Genomic DNA, 22,640 nt, shown 5'->3' on the forward strand with positions numbered 1-22,640 from the left:
CATGACGCACACCGACGTCGTCGTCACCGGGCTCGGCGCGACCACCCCGCTGGGCGGGGACGTCGCGTCGACCTGGGACGCCATGCTCAGCGGACGCTCCGGGGTGAGTGCGCTCACCCAGGAGTGGGCCGAGCAGTTGCCCGTCCGGATCGCCGCCCAGCTCGCGGTCGATCCGGCCGGCCTGCTGGATCGGGTGAAGCTGCGCCGGCTCGACCGCTCCGAGGCGATCGCGATCATCGCCGCGCAGCAGGCCTGGGCGGACGCCGGCCTGGCCGACTCCGGGCTGGACCGGGACCGGCTCGGGGTCAGCGTCGGTTCGGGCATCGGCGGCGCGCTGACCCTGCTCGCCCAGGACGACGTTCTCGAGGCGTCCGGTCCGCGGCGGGTCTCCCCGCACACCATCCCGATGCTGATGCCCAACGGCCCGGCCGCCTGGGTCGGCCTGGAGCTGGGCGCCCGCGCGGGCGTGCACTCGGTGGCCAGCGCCTGCGCGACCGGCGCGGAGGCGATCGCCCTCGGCCTGGACATGATCCGGGCCGGCCGCGCCGACGTGGTGGTGGCCGGCGGCACCGAGGCGGTCATCCACGCGCTGCCGATCGCCGGCTTCTCCTCGATGCGGGCGATGTCCACCCGCAACGACGAGCCCGAGCGGGCCTCCCGCCCGTGGGACAAGGGCCGCGACGGCTTCGTCCTCGGCGAGGGCGCGGGCGTGCTCGTACTGGAGCGCGCCGACCACGCCGCGGCCCGGGGCGCCCGGGTGTACGCGCGGCTCGCCGGCGCCGGCATCACCTCCGACGGCTACGACATCGTCCAGCCGCACCCGGAGGGCGTCGGCGCGGTCCGGGCCATCGCGAAGGCGATCGCCGACGCGGACGTCGCCAAGCGGGACATCGTGCACGTCAACGCACACGCCACGTCGACCCCGGTCGGCGACATGGCCGAGATCAAGGCACTGCACCAGGCACTGGGTGACCACCCGGTACTGACCGCGACGAAGTCGATGTCCGGGCACCTGCTCGGGGCGGCGGGTGCGCTGGAGTCGATCGCCACGATCCTGGCGATCCGCGACGGCGTTGTGCCGCCCACGATCAACCTGGACGACCCGGACGACGGTCTCGACCTGGACGTGGCCGCCAACAAGGCGCGCCACCTGGAGATCCCCGCCGCGCTGAACAACTCCTTCGGCTTCGGCGGACACAACGTGGCTCTCGTCTTCACGCGGGCCTGAGACCACAGCCTTGGAGGCTCACGTGACCACCACTGTTGCCGGGCCGGACACGGCCACCGTCGATTACCGGGACCCGGAGCTGCGGCTCCGCTCCCTGTTCGACGCGGGCACGCTGCGTCTGCTCGCACCCCGCGACACCTCCGGCGTCCTCTGGGCCCGGGGCGAGATCGAGGGCACGCCGGCGATCGCGTACGCCACCGACGCCACGAAGATGGGCGGTGCGATGGGCACCGACGGGTGCCGGCACATCGTCGACGCGATCGACACCGCCGTCCGCGAGCGGGTGCCCGTGCTGGGGCTCTGGCACTCCGGCGGCGCCCGGCTGGCCGAGGGCGTGGTCGCGCTCGACGCGGTCGGCCAGGTCTTCGCCGCGATGGTCCGGGCCTCCGGCCGGGTGCCGCAGATCTCCGTCGTGCTCGGCCCCGCCGCCGGCGGCGCGGCGTACGGGCCGGCGCTCACCGACGTCGTGGTGATGAGCGGCAGCGGCCGGATCTTCGTGACCGGGCCGGAGGTGGTCCGCAGCGTCACCGGTGAGCAGGTCGACATGGAGCGCCTCGGCGGCCCCGAGCCGCACGGCCGGCGCTCCGGCGTCGTGCACGTGACCTGCAAGGACGACGAGGAGGCGCTGGCCGAGTCGCGCAAGCTCGCCGCGCTGCTGGGCCACCAGGGCCGGCTCTCGCCGGACGACGTGCCCACCTCCGGCGGCGACGGGCACGACCTGGCCGCGAAGATGCCCGCCGAGGCCAACCGGGCGTACGACGTCAAGCCCGTCGTCAAGGCGCTGCTCGACGTACCCGGCGTGGAGCTGCACGCCAAGTGGGCGCCGAACATCGTCACCACGCTGGGCCGGTTCGCCGGCCGGACGGTCGGCGTGATCGCCAACAACCCGCTGCGGCTGGGCGGCTGCCTCGACGCGTCCAGCGCCGAGAAGGCGGCCCGGTTCGTGCGGATGTGCGACTCGCTGGGCGTGCCGCTGATCGTGCTGGTCGACGTCCCCGGCTACCTGCCCGGCCTCGGCCAGGAGTGGGACGGCGTGGTCCGGCGCGGCGCGAAGCTGCTGCACGCCTTCTCGGAGGCGGTGGTGCCGCGGGTGACGCTGGTGACCCGCAAGGCGTACGGCGGCGCGTACATCGCGATGAACTCCCGCTCGCTGGGCGCGACCGCGGTCTTCGCCTGGCCGAACGCGGAGGTCGCGGTGATGGGTGCCAGCGCGGCGGTGAACATCCTGCACCGCAAGAAGCTGGCCGCCGCTCCGGCGCAGGAGCGCGAGGCGCTGCGCGCCCAGCTGATCGAGGAGCAGATCCGGGTCGCCGGCGGGGTGAACCGGGCGCTGGAGATCGGCGTCGTCGACGACGTCATCAAGCCGGCCGAGACCCGGCGGCGGATCGCCGAGGCCCTCGCGGCCGCCCCGGCCGCGCGCGGCGCCCACGGCAACATCCCGCTGTAAGCGAGTAACGAAGGGCCCCTTTTCAACGCCTCGGGCGGTAGAAGGGGCCCTTCTCAACGCCCCCCTGACGTCCGCTCCCCGCACCGGCTCGCGGTCGGCGGGCTCACCGCCGGCTGATCGCGCTTGACCCTCCAGCCGCTGGAGGGTGGAGGCTGACCGTCGTGGACGACCGCACCGAACTGTTCACCATCGGGCAGCTGGCCCGGCGGACCGGCCTGTCGGTCCGGACCATCCGGTTCTGGTCCGACCTCGACCTGCTCCCGCCCACCGCCCGCTCCGGCGGCGGGTACCGGCTCTACGACGCGCGGGCGGTGGCCCGCCTGGAGCTGGTACGCAGCCTCCGCGAACTCGGCGTCGGGCTGGACGACGTCCGGCGGATCCTGGCCCGGCAGAGCACGGTCGCGGACGTGGCGCGGGCGCACGTGCGTGCGCTGGACGCGGAGATCCGAACTCTGCGGCTACGCCGGGCGGTGCTGCGGTCGGTCGTCCGCCGAAGCGGCACGACCGAGGAGTTGAGACTGATGAACGACCTGGCCCGCCTCTCCGCGCAGGAGCGGCAGCGGATCCTCGACGACTTCGTCGCCGAGGTGTTCGAGGGGGTGGCCGACGGCCCCGCCGCCGGACTGGCCCAGGCGATGCGGACCCTCCCCGCCGACCTGCCCGACGAGCCGACCGACGCGGAGGTGGACGCCTGGATCGAGCTGGCCGAACTGGTGGCCGAGCCGGATTTCCGCCGCCGGGTGCGCGAGATGGCGGTGGCGGGGGCGTCGGACGTGGGCGGTCCCCCGCCCGAGCCGATGCCGCCGCTGGAGCCGGCCCGGGACGCGCTGGCCTCGGGCATCGACCCGGCGTCCCCGGAGGGGCGCGCGGTGCTCGACCGGATGGTCGATCCCGCGCTCGCGGCGGCCGAGCGCCGCGCGATGGCCGACGGGATCGAGGCCTTCACCGACCGCCGGGTGGAGCGCTACTGGCAGCTGATCGGGGTGCTCAACCGGAGGGAGCCGTTCCCGTCGGTGGTGCCGGCGGTGGAGTGGTTGATCGCCGCGCTGCGGGCAGCCGGCTGACCCCGGCCCGGGGCACCCAGCCCGGCGCCGGTCAGGAACAGGCGGTGGCCGGCAGGCCGGACACCGGCACCGGGGAGCGGCCGGCGGGGGTCGCCCTGCCCGCCAGCACCGCGGCGAGGGCGGTCATCGACGCGCGGCTCGACGAGTAGGTGGCCAGCAGCGCCGGAGAGGCGGCCTTCGCCAGCACGTACGGCGTGTCCATGGCGACCGTCACGGCGGCGTCGGCGCGCAGGTCGTCGGCGCCGTCGCCGTACCCGACCAGGTGGACCACCGCGCCACCACGCGGGACCACGGGCACCCCGGCGGCGGTCAGCGCCTCGGTCAGCGCGGCCCGGGTGCGGTCGCGGCCGGCGGAGGCGGTCACCGTCAACGGCCCGCGCACGGGCGGGCCGCACGGGCCGCGCAGCACGGTCACCGAGGCGGCGGCGAGCGCCGCGGCCGCGTCGCGGTGCGCGGGTGCGCCGAGCGTGGACAGCTCGGGGGCCGGCCGGTCGGCCAGCGTGAACTTCATGGTCAGCACCCGGGTCGCCGCCTCGACCAGCCGGGCCCGGGGCAGCGAGCCGTCCCGCAGGGCGGCCAGCAGGCCGTCGTACGCCTTGCCGACGTGCGGCGGCATGAGGATCAGGTCGTTGCCGGCGTTCAGCGCGCGGACCGCCGCCTCCCCCGGGGGCCAGCGCTTCGCCGGCTCCATGTTCATCCCGTCCGTGACGACCACGCCGCGGAAGCCGAGCTGATCCCGGAGCACGCCGGTGAGCAGCTTGTGCGAGAAGGTCGCCGGGGTGCCCGGGTCGACCGCCCGTACGTCGAGGTGGCCGGACATCACCGCGAGGGCACCCGCGTCCACCCCGGCGCGGAACGGCACCCACGCGCCGGCCTCCAGGGTCGCGCGCGGCTGGGTCAGCACCGGCAGCGCCTTGTGCGAGTCGGCGGCGCTGTGGCCGTGCCCCGGGAAGTGCTTGAGGGTGGCCGCCACTCCGGCGGCCTGCAGGCCCCGGACCGCCCCGCCCACCTGGGCCGCCGCCACCTTCGGGTCGGCGCCGTAGGACCGGGAGCCGATGACGGTGCTGGGGGTGGCGAGCACGTCGGCGACCGGCGCGAAGTCGACGTTGACGCCCATCGCGGCGAGCTCCGTGCCGGCGGCCCGCCAGGCGGCCTCGGTCAGCTCGGGCCGGCCGGCGGCGCCGGCGGCGAGCGCGCTCGGCAGCAGGGTGACGCCGTCGGTGATCCGGGTGACCACCCCGTACTCCTGGTCGGTCCCGATCAGCAACGGCGCGGCGCCGGCGGGCAGCCGGGCGGCGGCGTCGCGCAGGCCGGTGGTCAGCGCGCGGACCTGCTTCGGGTTGTCGACGTTGGTGGTGGCCTGGTTGCTCCCGGTCGGGTCGTCGGCGCTGAAGCCGACCAGGATCAACCCGCCCAGCCGGTACCTGGCGATCATCTCGGCGGGGGTGTCGACGCCGGCGAGGGCCTGGTTGCCGGCGGCCGAGCCGGGCGAGACCCGGGTCGCGGCGTCGCCGTAGGCGTACGGCATGAGCACCTGGCCGACCAGGTCCTCGTCGGCGAGCGAGCCGACCAGGGCGGCGGCGCGGCCCGCCGGGTCGCCGGCGGGGACCGGGACGGGGGTGGCCGACGCCGCCGGGGAGGCGCCGCCGGACGCGCCGGCGCCGTGCCCACCCTCGCGCAATGTCGGGCCGCTCCGCTCCGGCGCGCCGGAGCAGCCGGAGACGAGCAGCGCGGTCAGTGTGGCGACCGCGACACCACGTCGCGAGAAAATCGACACGCGAGCCATCCCACCAGGTCGACGCTAATCGGGGCAACCCGACCCTACTCGCACCGACCGGACGATCGCCGCCTCACGCGCTCCGGACGCGGCGGCGGCGTAGGGCTCAGCCGACGCGGGTGAGCAGAGTCACCGGTGCGCCGTCACCGGCGTACCGGTAGGGCTCCAGCTCGGCGTCCCAGGCCGTGCCGAGCGCCTTGTCCAGGGCGTGCGCGAGGGCCTCCGGCGCCCGCGCGCCCGCCATGATGCTGCGTAGCCGGTCCTCGCCGAGCTGGATGTCACCGGCCGCGCCGACCGTGGCCCGGAACAGCCCCCGGCCCGGAACGTGCATGAAGCGCTCCCCGTCGGCGCCCGGGCTGGGCTCCTCGGTGACCTCGAAACGGATCATGGGCCACTGCCGGAGGGCAGCAGCCAGCTCGGCGCCCGTCCCCGGGCTACCGGTCCACCCGCACTCCGCCCGGCGGGCACCGGGGTCGACGGGTTGGGCCGTCCACTGCAGGTTGACCGGCGCGGAGAGGACGCGCGCGATCGCCCACTCGACGTGCGAGCACACGGCGAGCGGGGTCGAGTGGACGTATACGACGCCACGCGTTGGCACGGTGACCTCCCGGAGAGCGAGGTGCGTCTTCCCCTACGACCTCGACCAGCCGGGTGGCCCTGGGACACATCATGACCGGTGTGACGGATGGTGCGCCAGAGAATCGGAAAACTCGCCGGTGGAATAGCCGGTCGGGTGAGCGCGGTTGACCCGCACGACGCGGTGACCAGCCAGGGATCGTGGTCGTGTACAGTTCCATCGGCGGCCTGTGCCGCGAACGTCTTCCGCGGGTCCACCCACCGGGTGCGAGCCGCATCCAGCCCCCGGACGTCTACCCGCGTCCTCCCGTACGTCTTGCAAGGAGTACCTCCGTGGCGAGCAACACCTCTAAGACCGCGCGCGCGTCTGTCCGGGCCGGCCAGGGCCAGGGTGGCGCCCTCAGCGTGCTGGGCGAGTTCAAGTACCTCATCCCGCTCAACGGCGGCAAGCACGCCTACCTGCGGAACCTCACCAACGGCAAGACCTCGCACCTGCGCACCGACTCCGAGGCCTTCATCGAGGAGATGCGGACTCTCGCCGCCGCCGGCCACGCCGCCAAGATCCGGGCCGAGCTGGCCACCCTCAACGCCGCCCACCCGGGTGACGGCTGGGACGCCACCGAGAAGCGCCTGGTCGAGGCCGGCGTCTTCGAGGGCTGAGTCCCTCCGCCTGCACGACCGAACCGCCCGCCGGGATACGTCCCGGCGGGCGGTTTCGTGTCTGCGGGGCCCGTCGGGAAGGGATCCTTCCGCTACCGGAGCCGCCACGATCTTCTCACTCCCGCGGTTGGCGTGGTGTCATGACGGGTAGCCGGTGTTACCACCGGGTATCGCCGGTGTGAACGGATCCGCGCGGCCCGGGGGGAGGTGGCGATGCCGGAGGTACACGAGGTCCGCCTGCCCGACGAGGTCCGTCTGCACGTCGAGGTGCACGGCCCGGCCGACGCCGAGGTGACCGCGGTGCTCCTGCACGGCTGGACGCTGGACGGGCGCGCGTGGCACCGGCAGCTCGCCGACCTGCGCGAACGGTTCGCCGGGGCGGTCCGCGTGGTGGCCTACGACGCGCGCGGCCACGGGCGGTCCAGTTGCATGGCGCTGCCCACCGCCACCCTCGCCCAGCTCGGCGACGACCTCGCCGCGGTGCTCGACGCGGTGGCCCCGACCGGGCGGACCGTGCTCGTGGGGCACTCCATGGGCGGCATGACGATCATGGAGTACGCGCACCGCCACCCCGCGCACTTCGCCGCCCGGGTCGCCGGGCTGGTCTTCGTCTCCACCACCGCCGAGGGGCACACGCACACCGCCTACGGTCTGTCGCCCCGGATCGCCCGGTTGATCCGGCTCGCCGAGACCACCGGCGCCGGGGTCCTGGCCCGGTGCGGATCCTGGCGACCGCCCCGGGCGCTGCTGCGCGCGCTACGGCCCAGCATCCGCTGGATGCTCTTCGGTGACCGCTGTGATCCGGGCGACATCCGCCTGGTCACCTCCGCGGTGGCCCGGGCGTCGCTGCGGTCGATCGGCGGTTTCCGGGCCTCGATCGGGGCGCAGCACCGGCTGGAGACGCTCGCCGAGTTGGCCCACCTGCCGGCCGCGGCGCTGGTCGGCGACCGGGACCGGCTGACCCCGCCGCCGTGCGCGGAGTCGATCGCGGCCGCGCTGCCGGCCACCGAGCTCACCGTCTGTCCCGGCGCGGGACACATGCTGATGATGGAGCGCCCCGACGAGGTGAACGGCGCCCTGGCGGGGGTGCTGCGCCGGATCCTGGACCGTCCCGCCGCGACCGTGGAGGTCACCGGGTAACGCCTGCGTACCTCCAGCGGGCGGGGTGACGCCGGGGCGTACCCTCGTGCGTTGGCCGGCGTACGGCCGCGCGTACCGCGCCGCCCTCGCCGCCGTTGTCAGGAGGAGCGAGCGTTGACCGACCAGACCGCGCTGGAGCAGGAGATCGCCGTCGAGCAGCGGCATCTCGACCGGGTGTACGCGCGCCTGGCCGAGCTGCGCCGGTCGGCGGTCCGCGCGGAGAAGGAGGGCTACCGGCTGGCCCGGGTCGGCAACTTCGGCGCCCTGGTGGAGCGGGACGCGATGGTGTTCCACGCGGCGCAGCGCCGGCACCTGTTCGACGCCGAGCACGAGGGCCTGGTGTTCGGCCGGCTCGACCTGCGCGACGGGCAGGTGCTGCACGTCGGGCGGCTCGGCATCCGCGACGAGAACGCGGCCACCCTGGTGGTGGACTGGCGCGCGCCGGCGGCCGCCGCCTTCTACCAGGCCACCCCGGCGCGGCCGCTCGGCGTGGTCCGGCGTCGCATGATCCAGTCGAGCGGCGAGCGGGTCACCCGGATCGAGGACGACCTGCTCGACCCGGCCGCCGCCCCGCCCGACCTGACCGTGGTGGGCGACGGCGCCCTGCTGGCCACCCTGTCGAAGGCGACCGGGCGCGGCATGCGGGACATCGTGGCCACCATCCAGCGGGAGCAGGACGAGGCGATCCGGTCGCCCGGCCCGGGTGTCACGATAGTCTCCGGCGGCCCGGGGACCGGCAAGACGGCGGTCGCCCTGCACCGGGCCGCGTACCTGCTGTACTCCGACCGCAGCCGGTACGCCGGCGGCGGCATCCTGGTGGTCGGGCCGTCGGCGGTCTTCGTCGAGTACATCGCCTCGGTGCTGCCGTCGCTGGGCGAGGACACCGCCACGCTGGCCTCACTCGGCAGCCTCTTCCCGGGGATGCGGGCGACCCGCACCGACCCGCCGGAGGTGGCCGCGGTGAAGGGCTCGCTGCGGATGCGGCGAGTGCTGGAACGGGCCGCCCGGGACGCGGTCCCGGGTGCCCCCGGGGAGTTGCGGCTGCTGTACCGGGGCCAGCTGCTGCGCGTCGACCGCCGGGAGCTGGACACGATCCGGGACCGGGCGCTGCCCCGGGGGGCGCGGCGCAACGAGGTGCGCCGTGCCGGCTTCGACGGCGTCTTCGCCGCGCTCTGGGCGCAGGCCCGGCGGTCGGGGATCCCCCGCCTGCCCGACCAGCGCGCGTTCGAGGACGAGATCGCCGACCGGCCGGAGTTCCGCGAGTTCCTGAAGGCGTGGTGGCCCCGGCTGCACCCGCGCCACGTGCTGGGCTGGCTGACCCGGCCCGAGCGGCTGCGCCGGTACGCCGGGGGTGTGCTCTCCGGCCGCGAGATCCAGCTGCTCGTCGAGGCGTACCGGACCCTGGACACCGAGGGGCTGACCGTCGCCGACATCGCCCTGCTCGACGAGTTGGACACGCTGCTCGGCAAGCCGATGCGGCCGGCGAAGCCGAAGCGGGACCCGTTCCAGCTGACCGGCGGCGTACGCGAGCTGAGCACGTTCGCCGACCGGCAGCGGGCCGCCCGGGAGGCGGCCCGGCAGCGCCCCGAGGACTACCGCGAGTACGCGCACGTGGTGGTCGACGAGTCGCAGGACGTCTCGCCGATGCAGTGGCGCATGATCGGCCGTCGTGGCCGGCTGGCCTCGTGGACGGTGGTGGGCGACCCGGCGCAGACGGCGTGGACCGGCGACCCGGACGAGCTGGCCCGGGCCCGCGACCAGGCGCTCGGCCGGCGGCGGCGGCACCACTTCACGCTCACCACCAACTACCGCAACTCGGCGGAGATCTTCGCGGTGGCGGCGGCGGAGATCCGGCGGGTCGACCCGGACCTGCCGCTGCCGACCGCCGTCCGCTCGACCGGCGTCGACCCGATGCGGCTGGTCGTGCCGCCGGACGAGCTGGAGACGGCTGTCGTGGAGGCGGCCGGCACGCTGCTCGGTGAGGTGGCGGGGACGGTCGGGGTGATCACGCCGGTGCCGCGCCGGGACGCGGTCGCCGGGTGGCTGGGCGGCCTCGGCGCCCCGCGGCTGCAGGTGGTGACCAGCCTGGAGGCCAAGGGCATGGAGTACGACGGCGTCGTCCTGGTGGCGCCGGGCGAGATCCGGGCCGACCCGGGGTCGGGCGTGCGGACGCTGTACGTCGCGCTGTCGCGCGCCACCCAACGGCTCACCACCATCGACCCCACCGGCTGAGCCGGCACCGCGACCGACAGTTGCATACATAGCGATGTGAGCATAGGTTAGGCACGGATCGGGACGGGCGACGGAAGGTGTCCGCGTGGGCGCAGGTCATGACCACCACCACGGGTCGGTCGCGAACGCCGCGCAGCGGCACCGGGGGCGCCTCTGGGCGGCCTTCGGCCTGCTCGCCACCCTGATGGTGGTGGAGGCCGTGGCCGCCTTCCGCACCGGGTCGCTGGCCCTGCTCAGCGACGCCGGGCACATGTTCACCGACGTGCTCGGCATCGGCATGGCGCTGGCCGCGCTCACCGCCACCCGCCGGCGCAGCGGTGACCCGCAGCGCACCTTCGGGCTCTACCGGCTGGAGGTGCTGGCCGCCCTCGCCAACGCCCTGCTGCTCTCCGGCGTGGCGGTCTACGTGCTGGTGGAGGCCGTCCGCCGGTTCGGCGACCCACCGGAGGTGCGCACCGGGCCGATGCTGGTGGTGGCCATCCTCGGCCTGCTCGCCAACCTGGTCGCCTTCGCCCTGCTGCGGCCCGGCGCGAAGGAGAGCATCAACCTCCAGGGCGCCTATCTCGAGGTGCTGGGCGACCTGCTGGGCAGCCTCGGCGTGATCGCCGCGGCCCTGATCATCACCGGCACCGGCTGGTGGTGGGTCGACCCGCTGGTCGCGGTCGCCATCGGCCTGTTCATCCTGCCCCGCACCTGGCGGCTCGGGCGGGCGGCGCTGCGCATCCTGGTCCAGGCCGCGCCGGAGCACCTCCAGGTCACCAGCGTGCACGACCGGCTGGTCGCCGTGCCCGGCGTCGCCGAGGTGCACGACCTGCACGTCTGGACGCTGACCTCCGGGATGGAGGTGGCCTCCGCCCACCTGACGATCGCCACCGGCGCCGACGTCGCCGTCGTCCTCGCCGCCGCCCGGGCCACCCTGCGCGACGAGTTCCGCATCGAGCACGCGACGCTGCAGATCGAGCCGGGCGCGGCCGCCGGGACCTGTGGGGCCGTTGAGTGGTGAGGGGCACACGGCGATCCGCGCTGAGCTTCGTACCCTTATGTCTGATTGAGCGGTGACCACGCGGGCACCCTCAGTAACATCCGCTGCATGCGTCACCCCTGCCCCGGTAGGCTCTGACCCGGCCTCCGCCAGGCGGCACCCACCGGTGCCGGCGGCGGCCGCCGCCTAATCGCCCGCCCGGGCGAGCCGGGGAACCAGGTACCTGGGGTGCATCCGCGCCAGCGGTAGGGATCTTCCGTCCCGAACCCGTCAGCTAACCCGGTCGGCGGCTGACGGAAGGACATGTGCATATGCCAGCAGTGGCACCCGTACGACGACGACCCGCCGCCCGCGTGGCGGCCCTGATCATCGCGGCGCTCGCGCTCGGTCTCGGCGTCGCACCGGTCGCCCCGGCGGCGGCCGCTCCCCCGGCCCGCCAGGCCGCCGCACCCGGGGACGACCCGGAGGGCGGCACCCCCGCCCTCCGCGCCCAGCTCGAGGCGGCCAGCAAGGGGTATCTGGACGCCAAGCGGGCCCTGGAGACCTCGGTCAAGCGGCAGCAGGAGCTCGCCGCCCAGCTCAAGGCCACCGAGACGCAGCTCGCCGAGCACACCAGCCGGGTCGGGCAGATCGCCGGCCTCGCGTACCGCACCGGGCGCCTCGGCGCCGCGTCCGCGCTGCTCAACAGCTCGTCCCCCGAAGGCTTCATGGACCGGGCCGCCGCCCTCGACGCGGTGGCCGCCAACGAGGACCAGGCACTGCGCGAGCTGCTGGACACCCGCGACCAGGTCAACCAGGCCAAGCTCGCGGTGGAGGTCGAGATCGGCGAGCAGCGCAAGCAGCAGGCCGTGATGGCCAAGCGGAAGCAGCAGGCCGAGCGGGCGCTCACCGTGGCCAACGAGCGGGCCGGTTCCGGCCCCGCCAGCCGCGGTTCGACGCGGGCGGCACCCGCGCCCCGGAACTCGGACGGCTCCTGGCCCTCCGAGTCGTGCAGCGTCAACGACCCGACCCCGGCCAACGGCTGCATCACCCCGCGTACGCTGCACGCGCTCAACCAGGCCAAGGCGGCCGGCTTCACCCGGTACGTCTCGTGCTTCCGCTCGGGCGGCTCCGGTGAGCACCCGAAGGGCCGGGCCTGCGACTTCGCGGCCCAGAAGAACGGGTTCGGCGGGGACGCGACCGGTGGCGACCGGACGTACGGCAACAACCTGGCGGCGTTCTTCGTGAACAACGCCGACCGGCTCGCCGTGCTCTACGTGATCTGGTACCGGCAGATCTGGTTGCCCAGCAGCGGGTGGAAGTCGTACAGCGGCGCGGGTGGCGACCCGTCCAGCGACCACACCAACCACGTGCACCTGTCGGTCTACTGACGCGGGCGCCCGGGCGGGGCCGTCGGGCGACCGGCGGCCCCGGTCCGCCGGCGGCTTCAGGCTGCTTCCAGCGCGGCGCCGAGCCGGCTGGCGAGCGCCAGGTGCGCGGCACGGGCCCGCGCGAACGCGTACCCGAACAGCGGTGCCGGCGCCGCGAGGGTGATCTCCACGTCGATGCGTACGCCCTCCGGCTCCGGCGAGAGCCGGGTGCGGTTGCGTATCATCGTGGCCGGCCACTGCCGGGCCACGGTGACCACCTCGTCCTCCGTCGCGACGAGCACGTCGGCGCGGTAGGTGACCGGCAACCGCAGCCGGCCGAGCGGGAGCCGGTCGGTGATCGCGTAGCTGGCACGGGCGCCGCGCCGGGGCGCGACCCGGCGGACCCGGGCGATCAGCGGATGGAACTCGCCGTGCCGGAGCAGGTCGGCCAGCAGGTCGGCGGCGGCCGCGGGCGAGGACCGCGCCTGGACGGTGTAGCTGAAGGATTCCCGCCTGAGCACGCCGTCTCCCGCCGTCGTCGCTCCCCCGATCGTCACCCACTCCCGCCCGGGCTGGCAACGTCCGGCCGGTGACCGCCCGGACGCCCGGCGGTCGCCCGCCGGCCCGACTACGGTCGGCGGATGGGGTACGACGCGACATGGACGACGGCCGGGAGACGCGGGCATGGCTGAACACGTGATGGTCTTCGCGCCGACACCGCGGCTCACGGTGACGATCGACCAGCCCAGCGACGCGCCGGAACTGCACCTGCATCCGGGCGGGCAGGGTGTCTGGCAGGCCCGCATGATCATGTCGCTCGGGGTCGACGTGGTGCTCTGCACGGCACTGGGTGGCGAGGTCGGCCAGGTGCTGGAGCCGCTGCTGGTCAGCGAGGGCGTCGACCTCAAGGTGGTGGTCCGGGACTCCGGTGGCAGCGGAGGGTACGTGCACGACCGGCGCGCGGGCGCCCGCCGGGAGGTCGTGGACGTGCCCGGCCATCCGCTCGGCCGGCACGAGCTGGACGAGCTGTACAACCTGGCGCTCGGCGAGGGACTGCGCGCTCCGGTCAGCGTGCTCAGCGGGCCGAACGAGCCGTCCCTGGTCCCGGCGGAGCTGTACCGGCGCTTCGCCGCCGACCTCGGCGCCAACGGCGCCCGGGTGGTGGTCGACCTGGCCGGCGAACACCTGGCCGCCGTACTCGACAGCGGTGTCTTCTTCCTCAAGGTCAGCCACGAGGAGCTGATCGCCGACGGGCGGGCCGCCGGCGACGACGAGGACCAGCTCGCCCGCGCGATGTACGACCTGCACGCCGGCGGGGCGGAGAACGTGGTGGTGAGCCGCGCCGACAAGCCGGCCCTCGCGCTCGTCGACGGCGAGGTGTTCGAGGTCGAGATGCCCCGCCTCCAGGCCGCTGATCCGCGCGGGGCGGGCGACTCGATGACCGCCGGGGTGGCCGCCGTGGTGGCCCGGGGCGGGGACATCCGGACGGCCGTCCGCACCGGAGCCGCGGCCGGAGCGCTGAACGTGACCCGGCACGGGCTGGGCACCGGCCGGCTCGACTCGATCACCGGCCTGGTCGACCGGGTACGCCTGGTCCCGGCCGGCAGCCGGCCGCAGGAACGCACCACCCCGGACGAACTGGCGGGCCGGGCGGCCGAGCGATGACGCTGCGCGTACTGATCACCAACGACGACGGGATCGCCGCGCCGGGCATCGCGGCGCTGGCCCGGGTGGCGGTCGACCTGGGCCTGGACGTCGTCGTCGCCGCGCCGCTGGAGGAGGCCAGCGGCACGAGCGCGGCCATGACCGCGGTGGAGCGGGAGGGGCACGTCGTGGTGCGGGATCACCCGCTGCCCGGGCTGGACGGCGTGCCCGCGTTCGGGGTGGGCGGCTCCCCCGGCTTCATCGCGCTGATCGCGGTGCACGGCGCCTTCGGCCCCCCACCGTCGGTCCTGCTGTCCGGCATCAACCGCGGCGCGAACGCCGGACGCGCCGTCCTGCACTCCGGCACCGTGGGCGCCGCCTTCACCGCGGCCTCGAACGGCTGCCGCGCGCTGGCGGTGTCCCTGGACGTGCTCTCGGCCGGGGAGGCGACCGCGGTCAGCGGCGGCGCCGCGGTGGCCACCGCCGCCCGGGTCCGGGACGCCGAACGCCACTGGGCCACCGCCGCCCAGGTGGCGATGGACCTGCTGCCGCGGCTCACCGCCGGGCCGGTGGGGAGCGTGCTCAACGTCAACGCCCCGGACGTGCCGCTCACCCGCCTGCGCGGCGTGCGCCGGGGCCGGCTCGCCAGCTTCGGTCAGGTGCAGATGACCGTTGCCGAGTCCGGGCACGGTTTCGTGCGGACGGCACTGGAGGAACCGGGCGAGGCCGCGCAGGCGGGCACCGACGTGGCGCTGCTCGCTGAGGGGTATGCCTCGGTGACGGCGGTCCGGGCGGTCACCGAGGCGACCGACATCGACCTGAGCGGACTCGACGGGGAGTGATCGTCCGGGCGGGGCAGGCTGAACGGGATGGGTCAGGCGCCCGGGAGGACCTCCGGGGCCGCGGCACCCGCGTAGTAGGGCTCGGGAGCCCCGAAGAGACCGAGCAGGCCGGTCACCCAGAGCTGCCGGTGCACGAACCGGCTCGGCTCGGTGACCACGAGCTTGACGCCGCTCACCTCGGCGGTCTGGAAGCCGGCCACCATGGCGCTGATGCCGACGGAGTCGATGAAGGTCACCAGCCGCATGTTGAGTTCGATGCGGGTCGGACGGCCCTTCGCCAGGACTTCGGCGATCGCCTCGCGCACCTCGTACGCGGTGTCGACATCGATCTCGCCGCGCGGCGCGATCTCGACGACACCTCCGGGCAGGACCGACTTCACGATCGACAGGCTCACGCGAGCACCTCCACTCGCCCATCCGACGGGCGCCTCATCAGTACGCGGGCCGCGACCGAGAGTATTCCTCTTACGCCCTCGGTCGCCACCCCTCGGGATGAGCAATTCTTGTGGTCCGGGGCCTCAAGTCCCCTATATCCGGACATTTCGCATTCTACTTACCCAACGATCAGCGACCGGCATCGGCCGCCGCCCCAGGGTAGCCGCCCCCGGCGACAGCCGCCGAGAACGCGACTCCCCGGCGCGCCCGCTCGCGCGGTCGCCCCGCCGGGAGTGCGGGTGTCGAGCGCGGGCAGGCGGGCCCGTCGGCACGGTCCGGGGCACCGGCGGGCGCGTACGCCGGGCGCGGCTTGTCCGGCGCGCCTAGCATCGGCGGGCAGGACGGTACCGCGACGGAGAGGACGATCGATGATCCGGAGACTTGCCGCGCTGGCCGGCGTCAGTGCGCTGCTCGCCCTCGTGCTGGCCTGCGGTTTCGGCGGGGGTGGCGACGACGACGATGACGATGACGACTTGGCGCGTGCTGGCGTGACGATGGTCGTCCTCCGCTGAGCCGGGTTTGCCACGCCGCGCCCCGGGGCAATGCCCGACCAGGGCGTACCGCGACACGCCGGAGTTACGCCGTCCGAAGTGGCCGCCGGCTTCGGCACCCGAGGAGGTAGACGATGATCGGATCCAACCTGCTGGACCGCCGCGGCAGGGCCGAGCGGATCGCGGACCAGGCGTGGCAGCACCTGGTCGCGAGCATCAGCTCCGCCGGGGAGACCGTCCGGGACACGGCCCGTTCCGCCCGCCGCGGCGGCACCGGCTTCGCCGACGACGCCGGTGAGCTGGTCGGTTCGGCTGCCGAGGAGGCCCGGCGCCGGGCCACCCTGGCGTTCGACGCCCTCGCCGGCCGGCGGCCGGCGCTGCCGTGGACCCTGCTGATCGGCGCCGCGCTGGCCGGTGCGGCGATCGGCTGGGCGGCCGGCACCGCTGCCCGCGCCGTCGGCAGCCGCGCCGACCGGTCGGTCGACGACATCGAGTTCGTCGACGTCGACCGCCCCAGTTCCCCCGCCAACCCCACACCCTGACCCGACCCACCGAGGGCCCCGGACGACCCGTCGCCCGGGGCCCTCGGCGCTCCCTGCCCCGCGATCCTGCGGCGCTTACCTGAACCGGCCACGAGCATCCATGGAACCGCTCCCGTGCTGCTCACCCGATCCACGCGAGGTCGCCTCACCCGCCCCCGGCGCAGGATCGTTCCCGGACGGGCGCGCGCCTGCCATCGACGAAGGGAGTCCAGCGATGACCGTCGCGACTGTCAGCCGCACCGACCAGGACATCCAGGCCGCCGTGCTCGACGAGCTGACCTTCGAGCCACGGGTCCGGCCGCACGAGATCGGGGTGACCGTCGCCGAGGGCGTCGTGACGCTGACCGGCCGGGTGGACAGCTACGCCCGCAAGTGGGCCGCCGAGCGCGCCGCGCACCGGGTCCCCCGGGTCCGGGCCGTCGCCAACGACCTCACCGTGCAGGTCGGCAACGGCGCCGAGCGACCGGACCGGGATCTCGCCGCCGCCGTCGAACACGCCCTCGAGTGGGACGCGTTCGTCCCGGTGGAGCGGATCGACGTGGCCGTCTCGAACGGCTGGGTCACCCTGCACGGCGAGGTGGAGTGGGAGTACCAGCGCCGGGCCGCGGAGCACGCGGTCGCCCGGCTGACCGGGGTCCGCGGGGTGAGCAACGGCCTGTCCGTCCGCCCGGCCGTCCGGGCCGACGGGCACCGGCTCGCCGAACGCATCATCGACGCGCTCGCCCGCAACCACGCCACCGAGGCCGAGCGGATCACCGTACGCGTGCACGGGGACACCGTGGTGCTCAGCGGGCTGGTCCACTCGATGCCGGAACGGGCCGAGGTCGAACGGGCCGCCTGGTCCGCCCCGGGCGTACGGGAGGTGCAGAACCACGTCGCCGTCGCCCCCGTGCTGCGGTGACCCGCCGAACCACCCCGGCGGGGTGACCCGCCCTCACCCCGGCGGCTGGGAACGTGGGAGTCATGACTGATCCGGACCGGCCGGCCCCGCCGGCACGCCGCCGCACCCGGGCGGTGCCGCGATGACCACACCGCTGCAGGTCACCGCCCGCCTGCGGACCCCGGTCAGCGGCAGCGACCACGTCCGGGGGCCGGCGGACGCGCCGGTGACGATCGTCGAGTACGGGGACTTCCAGTGCCGGTTCTGCGGGGCCGCGCACACGAACATCGCCGAGCTGCTCCGCCAGCGGGCCGACACGGTCCGGCTGGTCTACCGGCACTTTCCGATCGCCAACGTGCACCCGTACGCGGAGAGCGCCGCCGAGGCGACCGAGGCGGCCGCCCTGCGGGGACGCTTCTGGGACCTGCACGACTGGCTCTACGAGCACCAGGACCAGCTCGACCCGGTGCACCTGTCGCTCGGTGTCGAGCAGCTCGGGCTGCCGGCCGACGAGATCGGCGCCGAGGTCGGCCGCCACGCCCACGGCGACCGGGTGCGGCGCGACTTCGTCGGGGGCATCCGCAGCGGCGTGGCCGCCACGCCGACCCTGTTCGTCAACGACGTCCGCCACGACGGCGGGTACGACCTCGCCGACCTCCTCGCGGCGGTCGACGCGGCCGCGCCCCCCTGACCGGGCGGTCCGTTCAGATCAGCCGCAGTTCCCGGGCCCGGCGGACCGCCTCGCGCCGCCGGGTGGCGTCGAGCTTGCGGTAGATGTTGCGCACGTGGGTCTTCACCGTGTTGACCGACAGCGACAGCTCGGCCGCGATCTCCACGTTGGACAGGATGCTCTGCAGGTAGCGCAGGATGGTCAGCTCGCGCTCGGTGAGCGGCTCGTCCAGCACGACCGGGACCGGCTCCCCGGCCGCCCGCTCCACCGGCTCGTCGGCCCCGCGCACCAGGTCGCTCACCGTCGGCCAGTGCGCCGTGCCGGTGTCCAGGTGCGCCGCCAGCAGGTCCCGCACCCCGGGCTCGGCCCGGGTGAACGGCCGCCGGAAACCCTCCGGACCGGCCAGGTCCAGGGCCAGCTCCAGCGTCCGCCGGGCGCGCCGCTCGTCCCCCGCCCGACCGGCCAGCACCGCGTCCAGCACGGCGGCCTCCAGGCGTACGGGCAGCGGCCAGGTCTCCGCCTCCGGCGTCTGCCAGTCCGGCAGGGCAGCCTCGGCGGCACGCCCGTCACCGGCCCGCAGCGCGACCCGGGCGAGACCGACCGCGAGCTCGGGTCCGTCGCCAGCGAGCAGATCCCGGGCGGTGTCCAGGTCGCCCCGGGCACCGCGCAGGTCCGCCTCGGCGGCCCGCAGCCACCGGTCCAGCTCCCCCGGCCGGCCGCCCAGCCGCTCCCGGGCGACGGTCAGCAGCCGGTGCCCGCCCGCCAGGTCACCGGCGTCCCGCAGCAGGTACGCCCGGCACAGCGCGGCGACCGCCGCGGCGTCGGGTGCTCCGGTGGCCGGTTCCGCCAGGGCCAGGTTCGCCTCGGCCTCCTCGGGCTGGTCCCGGTGCAGCGCCACCACGCCCAGCGCCAGGTACGCGTACCCGCAGTCGGTCCGGCACGACCACCCCTGGCAGAGCGGCAGGGCCAGCGCCGCCCGGGCCAGCGCCTCGCCCTCGCGCAACTCGCCCCGCACGGCGTGCAGCAGCGCCAGCCGGCTGGCGCCGGCCAGCTCGGTCCGCGGCCGCCCGGCCGCGCGCGCCGCCGCCACCGCCGTACCCAGGTGCCGTTCCGCGGCCGCCAGGTCACCGGCGGCGAGGTCGGCCAGGCCGAGCGCGCTGCCCGCGACCGCCCGCACGTCGGCGTCCTCGGCCGCCCCGCCGCGCGGCTCGGCGGCGAGGGCCGGCACGGCGAGCAGCCCGTCGACCGGTCCGGCGGCCGGCTCCGGCCCCCCGGCCGGGTCATGGTCCGCCGGGCGGGTGGCGAGCAGCCGGGCGGCCGCGTCGCGTACCGCCGGGGTGTCGCCGGACCGGCGAGCCACCGCCAGCTCGACCGCGGTGACCAGCCGGGCGAAGCGCGCCCGGCGCGGCGCCGGCAGCGACCGGGCCGCCTCGGCGGCGGATCGCAGGTACCCGAGGGCGGCCGGCACGTCCCCGGCGTGCGCGCGCTCGGCGGCGCACGCCAGCGCCAGCTCGGGATCCCGCGCCACGGCCTCGGCGGGTGGCGGTGCGGGCGCCGGCGCCGCCTCGGGCGGCCGGTCGTACGGGGCCAGCTCGGGCCAGGCCGCCAGGAACAGCTCCGCCGCCCGGACCCAGTCGGCGCCGGCGAGCGCGTGCCGGAGCGCGTCGGCGGGCCGCCCGTTGTCGGCGTACCAGCCGGCGGCCCGCAGGTGCAGGTCCCGCACGTCCTCGACGGGCAGGCGGTTCACCTCGGCCCGCAGCAGCTCGGCGAGCAGCGGATGGCAGCGGTACCAGGGCGGCCGCCCGTCGTCGCGGCGCAGCAGCCCGCCGTCGCCGGACAGGTTGGCGAGCGCCGTCTCCGCGTCGGACCGGCCGGTCAGCGCGTCGGCGAGACCGGCGCAGACCGCGTCCGCCACCGCCGTGCGGCGCAGCACCTCCCGGTCGTCCGGGTCCAGCCCGGCGAGGACCTCCTCGCGCAGGTAGCCGGCGACGTCCGGCTGCTCGCCACCGAACTGTTCGACCCAGCGGGCCGGGTCGGGCTGCGCCCGCATCGCCAGCGCGGCGAAGCGGAGCGCCGCCGGCCAGCCGCCGGTGCGTTCCCGCAGCCGGCGGACCGCCTCGACCGGCAGGGCCACCGAGTGCGCGGTGAGCAGGTCGGCGATCTCGTCGCCGGTGAACGCCAGGTCGTCCGGGCCGATCTCGGTCAGGTCGCCGGCCAGCCGCCACCGGTGCACGGCCAGCGGCACCCCGGCCCGGGCACCGGCCACCAGGCGCAGCCGCCGCTCGGCGTGCCGGAGCAGGAACTCCAGGCCGGCGACCGCCGCCGGGTCGGTGACCCGGTGCAGGTCGTCGACGACCAGCAGCACCGCCCGCTCCCGCGCGGCGAGCGCCGCGGCCAGCAGCTCCAGCTGGTCGGGACGGGGTGCCCGCTCGGGCACCCGCAGCGGGTCGGCGCCGGACTCGCCGACGGCGGCCCGCAGCGCCGCCGCCAGGTACGCCCACAGGCGCTCGCCGTCGTCGCCGGCCTCCACCGACAGCCAGCCCAGGTCCGGCCGCTCCCCCGACCCGGGCCCGGCCGCGCCGAAATCCCCCGGCGGGGCGGTCGTCGGCGGCGCGTTCCGGCCCCCGTCGGCGGCGCCGGTCACCGGGCCGCCCCGCATTGGGGCGCCGCCGGCCGTCCCGGCCGCCCGGCACCAGGACGTGAGCAGGGTCGTCTTGCCCCAGCCGGCCGGCGCGGCGACGAGCGTCACCGGCGCCGCGGTCCCCTCGTCCAGCGCGCGCAGCAGCCGGGGCCGGAGCACCACCGGTTCGGGCAGTGTTCCCGGGCTCAGCCGGGACGCCAGCAGGGGCGTACCCGGTCCCGTGGCCACCACGGTCCCCCGTCGGTCCTCCGGCACCCGGCCCCACCCCCATCGGACGCGTCCTCCCCCAGTCCCTGCGGCCCGGCGGTTACCCGGCCGGCGGCGGTTCACCCCTTCCGGGGGAGCCAGCTTCACCCCGGCCCGGCCGACCCTTGGGCTACGCGGGTGCGCGGCGGGCGCCGCGCGTACCGGACGGGGAGGCACGGGTGGGACGGAGCGCGACCCTCGCCGCGACGGCCGCCGGCACGCTGGCCGGGCTGGTCGGGGTCCGGATGCTGCGCGGCGCGCGGCGGCAGCGGGCGGCCGGCGACCGGCGACCGGGCGGTTGGCAGGTGGTGACGGTCGACCGGCCGCCGGGCGAGGTGCTGCCCGGCGGGCGCTGGCCGGAGCCGTTGCGCCGCCTCGGCGCCGCGATCCAGGTGGAGGGGTGGCCGGCGCCCGGCTGCCGGGGCACCGAGTTGGCCGCGCGCGCCCGCCCGGGCGTGCCGCTGCCGGGGCTCACGGCGCACGTGGTCGGCGACGACCCGGCCCGGGCCGTGCGGACCGCCCTGCGGCAGGCCAAGCAGCTCGCCGAGACCGGCGAGGTGCTGCGTGCCGACCGGACGCCGATGGACCGGGGGCCGGCGGGATGAGGGCGCTGTGCTGGACGGGCACCGACCGGGTGGCGGTACGGCGGGTGCCGGACCCGGAGCTGCGCAACGGCCACGACGCGATCGTCCGGGTACGGCAGAGCGCCACCTGCGGGGGCGACCTCCCGATGCTCGCTGGCCGGACGCCGGACGTGTCGGTGGGCGACGTGCTGGGGCACGAGTTCCTCGGCGAGGTGGTCGAGGTGGGCCCCGAGGTCCGCCGGCACCGGGTCGGCGACCGGGTGGTGGTGAGCGGCACGGTGGCCTGCGGCGCCTGCTGGCACTGCCGCGCCGGGTCGCCGTCGTGCTGCGACAACGGCAATCCGGCCCCGAAGGCCGGCGAGGAGGCGTACGGGCAGCCCGTGCCCGGTGCGTTCGGCCGGCCGCGGGCGACCGGTGGCGTCCCCGGTGGGCACGCCGAGTACGTGCGCGTCCCGTACGCCGACGTCGGCGCCTTCGCCGTGCCCGACGGCGTCAGCGACGACCGGGCCCTCTTCGCCTCCGACGCCGCGCCCGCCGGCTGGCTGGCCGCGGACCTGGGCGGGGTACGCCCCGGAGACGTGGTGGCGGTCTGGGGAGCGGGCGCGGTCGGCCAGCTCACCGCCCGGGCCGCCGGGCTGCTCGGCGCGGACCGGGTCATCGTCGTCGACCCGCACGACGACCGGCGGCGGATGGTGGAGCGGCACGCGGGCGCGGAGACCGTCGACCCGGGGCGCGCCGACGTCCCCGCCGAGCTGCGCGAGCGGACCGGCGGGCGGGGCCCGGACGTGTGCGTGGAGGCGGTCGGTCCGGCCTGGGTGGGGCGGGTCCGCTCCCTCGCTGAGCGGTTCACCGGCGCGGCCGAGCGACCGCCGGCGGTCCGCGAGGCGGTGCACGCCTGCCGCAAGGGCGGCACCGTGGTCGTGCTCGGCGAGTTCAGCGGGCAGGTGGACGCCTTCCCGTTGGGCTCGGTGACCGCCAAGGGGCTGAGCGTGCGGGGCGCGCGGCAGCACGGGGCGCGCTACGTGCCGATGCTGCTGGAGCGGATGGCCCGCGACGAGCTGCGCACCGAGCACCTGGCCACCCACCGGCTGCCGCTGGAGCAGGGCGCACTCGGGTACGGGCTGTTCCGGGACCGGCGCGACGGCTGTGTGCGGGCCGTGTTCAGCCCCGACCCGCCCCCTGCCCGGTGAGCGGCCCGGGTGGCAGACTC

The 22,640-nt window shown here is 75.9% G+C and carries 20 protein-coding genes, 1 pseudogene and 1 riboswitch; of the genes and pseudogenes, 16 read left to right on the top strand and 5 right to left on the bottom strand.

All coding sequences use genetic code 11. From position 1 onward, the window contains the following. Position 1 precedes the first annotated feature (1 nt). The 3 genes from fabF (at position 2) to EV376_RS28375 (ending at position 3,739) form a co-directional block, all read left to right on the top strand. Positions 2-1,228 (top strand): beta-ketoacyl-ACP synthase II, encoded by a 1,227-nt coding sequence (gene fabF, locus EV376_RS28365; protein ID WP_130328175.1) that lies wholly within the window; start codon positions 2-4, stop codon positions 1,226-1,228. Positions 1,229-1,250: 22 nt separating this feature from the next. Further along, on the top strand, positions 1,251-2,675 hold the full coding sequence (locus EV376_RS28370) for a carboxyl transferase domain-containing protein (protein ID WP_130328176.1): 1,425 nt from the start codon (positions 1,251-1,253) through the stop codon (positions 2,673-2,675). A gap of 161 nt (positions 2,676-2,836) precedes the next feature. Further along, on the top strand, positions 2,837-3,739 hold the full coding sequence (locus EV376_RS28375; protein WP_130328177.1) for a MerR family transcriptional regulator: 903 nt from the start codon (positions 2,837-2,839) through the stop codon (positions 3,737-3,739). Between the two features lie 31 nt (positions 3,740-3,770). Here EV376_RS28375 and EV376_RS28380 read toward each other — a convergent pair whose 3' ends face one another. Together EV376_RS28380 and EV376_RS28385 are read right to left on the bottom strand one after the other, a co-directional pair. Beyond that, positions 3,771-5,525, bottom strand: coding sequence for a glycoside hydrolase family 3 N-terminal domain-containing protein (locus EV376_RS28380; protein WP_130328178.1), 1,755 nt, complete (start codon positions 5,523-5,525; stop codon positions 3,771-3,773). A gap of 97 nt (positions 5,526-5,622) precedes the next feature. Further along, positions 5,623-6,114 carry a DUF3145 domain-containing protein gene (locus EV376_RS28385; RefSeq protein ID WP_130328179.1) on the bottom strand — a complete coding sequence of 164 codons (492 nt, stop codon included), beginning with the start codon at positions 6,112-6,114 and terminating at the stop codon, positions 5,623-5,625. 311 nt (positions 6,115-6,425) lie between these two features. On the opposite strand from EV376_RS28385, the gene EV376_RS28390 reads away from it, so the two are divergent. The 5 genes from EV376_RS28390 to EV376_RS28410 all read left to right on the top strand — a co-directional run bounded on the left by EV376_RS28390 (position 6,426) and on the right by EV376_RS28410 (position 12,476). Next, positions 6,426-6,752: a hypothetical protein gene (locus EV376_RS28390; protein ID WP_130328180.1), complete on the top strand. Its 327-nt coding sequence runs from the start codon at positions 6,426-6,428 to the stop codon at positions 6,750-6,752. Positions 6,753-6,965: 213 nt separating this feature from the next. Beyond that, positions 6,966-7,892: an alpha/beta fold hydrolase gene (locus EV376_RS28395; RefSeq protein ID WP_130328181.1), complete on the top strand. Its 927-nt coding sequence runs from the start codon at positions 6,966-6,968 to the stop codon at positions 7,890-7,892. Between the two features lie 114 nt (positions 7,893-8,006). Next, on the top strand, positions 8,007-10,124 hold the full coding sequence (locus EV376_RS28400) for an AAA family ATPase (protein ID WP_130328182.1): 2,118 nt from the start codon (positions 8,007-8,009) through the stop codon (positions 10,122-10,124). Positions 10,125-10,209: 85 nt separating this feature from the next. After that, positions 10,210-11,127: a cation diffusion facilitator family transporter gene (locus EV376_RS28405; RefSeq protein ID WP_130328183.1), complete on the top strand. Its 918-nt coding sequence runs from the start codon at positions 10,210-10,212 to the stop codon at positions 11,125-11,127. Between the two features lie 152 nt (positions 11,128-11,279). Then, a riboswitch (cyclic di-AMP (ydaO/yuaA leader) is annotated at positions 11,280-11,411 on the top strand. Between the two features lie 15 nt (positions 11,412-11,426). Continuing rightward, on the top strand, positions 11,427-12,476 hold the full coding sequence (locus tag EV376_RS28410; protein WP_207228624.1) for a VldE C-terminal domain-containing protein: 1,050 nt from the start codon (positions 11,427-11,429) through the stop codon (positions 12,474-12,476). A gap of 56 nt (positions 12,477-12,532) precedes the next feature. On the opposite strand, the gene EV376_RS28415 is transcribed toward EV376_RS28410, so the two are convergent. Further along, the gene (locus tag EV376_RS28415; RefSeq protein ID WP_130328185.1) at positions 12,533-12,976 is read right to left on the bottom strand and encodes an SRPBCC family protein; all 444 of its coding nucleotides are present in this window, start codon (positions 12,974-12,976) and stop codon (positions 12,533-12,535) included. A gap of 163 nt (positions 12,977-13,139) precedes the next feature. Here EV376_RS28415 and EV376_RS28420 point away from each other — a divergent pair, with 163 nt between their 5' ends. Continuing rightward, the gene (locus EV376_RS28420) at positions 13,140-14,120 is read left to right on the top strand and encodes a PfkB family carbohydrate kinase (protein WP_207228461.1); all 981 of its coding nucleotides are present in this window, start codon (positions 13,140-13,142) and stop codon (positions 14,118-14,120) included. Further along, positions 14,117-14,941, top strand: coding sequence for a 5'/3'-nucleotidase SurE (surE, locus tag EV376_RS28425; protein ID WP_130328186.1), 825 nt, complete (start codon positions 14,117-14,119; stop codon positions 14,939-14,941). Before EV376_RS28420 ends, surE begins: the two co-directional genes overlap by 4 nt. A 32-nt stretch (positions 14,942-14,973) precedes the next feature. On the opposite strand, the gene EV376_RS28430 is transcribed toward surE, so the two are convergent. Continuing rightward, positions 14,974-15,336: an STAS domain-containing protein gene (locus tag EV376_RS28430; protein WP_130328187.1), complete on the bottom strand. Its 363-nt coding sequence runs from the start codon at positions 15,334-15,336 to the stop codon at positions 14,974-14,976. A gap of 408 nt (positions 15,337-15,744) precedes the next feature. Here EV376_RS28430 and EV376_RS30400 point away from each other — a divergent pair, with 408 nt between their 5' ends. The 4 genes from EV376_RS30400 to EV376_RS28445 all read left to right on the top strand — a co-directional run bounded on the left by EV376_RS30400 (position 15,745) and on the right by EV376_RS28445 (position 17,980). Further along, positions 15,745-15,888 (top strand): hypothetical protein, encoded by a 144-nt coding sequence (locus EV376_RS30400; protein ID WP_165438136.1) that lies wholly within the window; start codon positions 15,745-15,747, stop codon positions 15,886-15,888. 113 nt (positions 15,889-16,001) lie between these two features. After that, complete coding sequence (locus EV376_RS28435) at positions 16,002-16,409, top strand: hypothetical protein (protein ID WP_130328188.1); 408 nt, start codon at positions 16,002-16,004, stop codon at positions 16,407-16,409. Between the two features lie 214 nt (positions 16,410-16,623). Further along, positions 16,624-17,310 (top strand): BON domain-containing protein, encoded by a 687-nt coding sequence (locus EV376_RS28440; RefSeq protein ID WP_130328189.1) that lies wholly within the window; start codon positions 16,624-16,626, stop codon positions 17,308-17,310. A 121-nt stretch (positions 17,311-17,431) separates the two neighbouring features. Then, the gene (locus tag EV376_RS28445; RefSeq protein ID WP_130328190.1) at positions 17,432-17,980 is read left to right on the top strand and encodes a DsbA family protein; all 549 of its coding nucleotides are present in this window, start codon (positions 17,432-17,434) and stop codon (positions 17,978-17,980) included. Between the two features lie 13 nt (positions 17,981-17,993). Here EV376_RS28445 and EV376_RS28450 read toward each other — a convergent pair. Then, positions 17,994-20,930, bottom strand: a pseudogene (locus EV376_RS28450) (winged helix-turn-helix domain-containing protein). A gap of 95 nt (positions 20,931-21,025) precedes the next feature. Here EV376_RS28450 and EV376_RS28455 point away from each other — a divergent pair. Then, positions 21,026-21,451 (top strand): hypothetical protein, encoded by a 426-nt coding sequence (locus tag EV376_RS28455; protein ID WP_130328192.1) that lies wholly within the window; start codon positions 21,026-21,028, stop codon positions 21,449-21,451. After that, on the top strand, positions 21,448-22,620 hold the full coding sequence (locus EV376_RS28460; protein WP_130328193.1) for a zinc-dependent alcohol dehydrogenase: 1,173 nt from the start codon (positions 21,448-21,450) through the stop codon (positions 22,618-22,620). Before EV376_RS28455 ends, EV376_RS28460 begins: the two co-directional genes overlap by 4 nt. The last annotated feature ends 20 nt before the right edge of the window (positions 22,621-22,640 follow it).

The sequence above is a fragment of the Micromonospora sp. CNZ295 genome (assembly GCF_004217535.1).

Coding starts and splice junctions, on each gene's coding strand:
- fabF (WP_130328175.1), top strand. CDS start 2: ATGACGCACACCGACGTCGTCGTCACCGGGCTCGGCGCGACCACCCCG.
- EV376_RS28380 (WP_130328178.1), bottom strand. CDS start 5,525: ATGGCTCGCGTGTCGATTTTCTCGCGACGTGGTGTCGCGGTCGCCACA.
- EV376_RS28395 (WP_130328181.1), top strand. CDS start 6,966: ATGCCGGAGGTACACGAGGTCCGCCTGCCCGACGAGGTCCGTCTGCAC.
- EV376_RS28420 (WP_207228461.1), top strand. CDS start 13,140: ATGGCTGAACACGTGATGGTCTTCGCGCCGACACCGCGGCTCACGGTG.
- surE (WP_130328186.1), top strand. CDS start 14,117: ATGACGCTGCGCGTACTGATCACCAACGACGACGGGATCGCCGCGCCG.
- EV376_RS30400 (WP_165438136.1), top strand. CDS start 15,745: ATGATCCGGAGACTTGCCGCGCTGGCCGGCGTCAGTGCGCTGCTCGCC.
- EV376_RS28435 (WP_130328188.1), top strand. CDS start 16,002: ATGATCGGATCCAACCTGCTGGACCGCCGCGGCAGGGCCGAGCGGATC.
- EV376_RS28440 (WP_130328189.1), top strand. CDS start 16,624: ATGACCGTCGCGACTGTCAGCCGCACCGACCAGGACATCCAGGCCGCC.
- EV376_RS28445 (WP_130328190.1), top strand. CDS start 17,432: ATGACCACACCGCTGCAGGTCACCGCCCGCCTGCGGACCCCGGTCAGC.
- EV376_RS28460 (WP_130328193.1), top strand. CDS start 21,448: ATGAGGGCGCTGTGCTGGACGGGCACCGACCGGGTGGCGGTACGGCGG.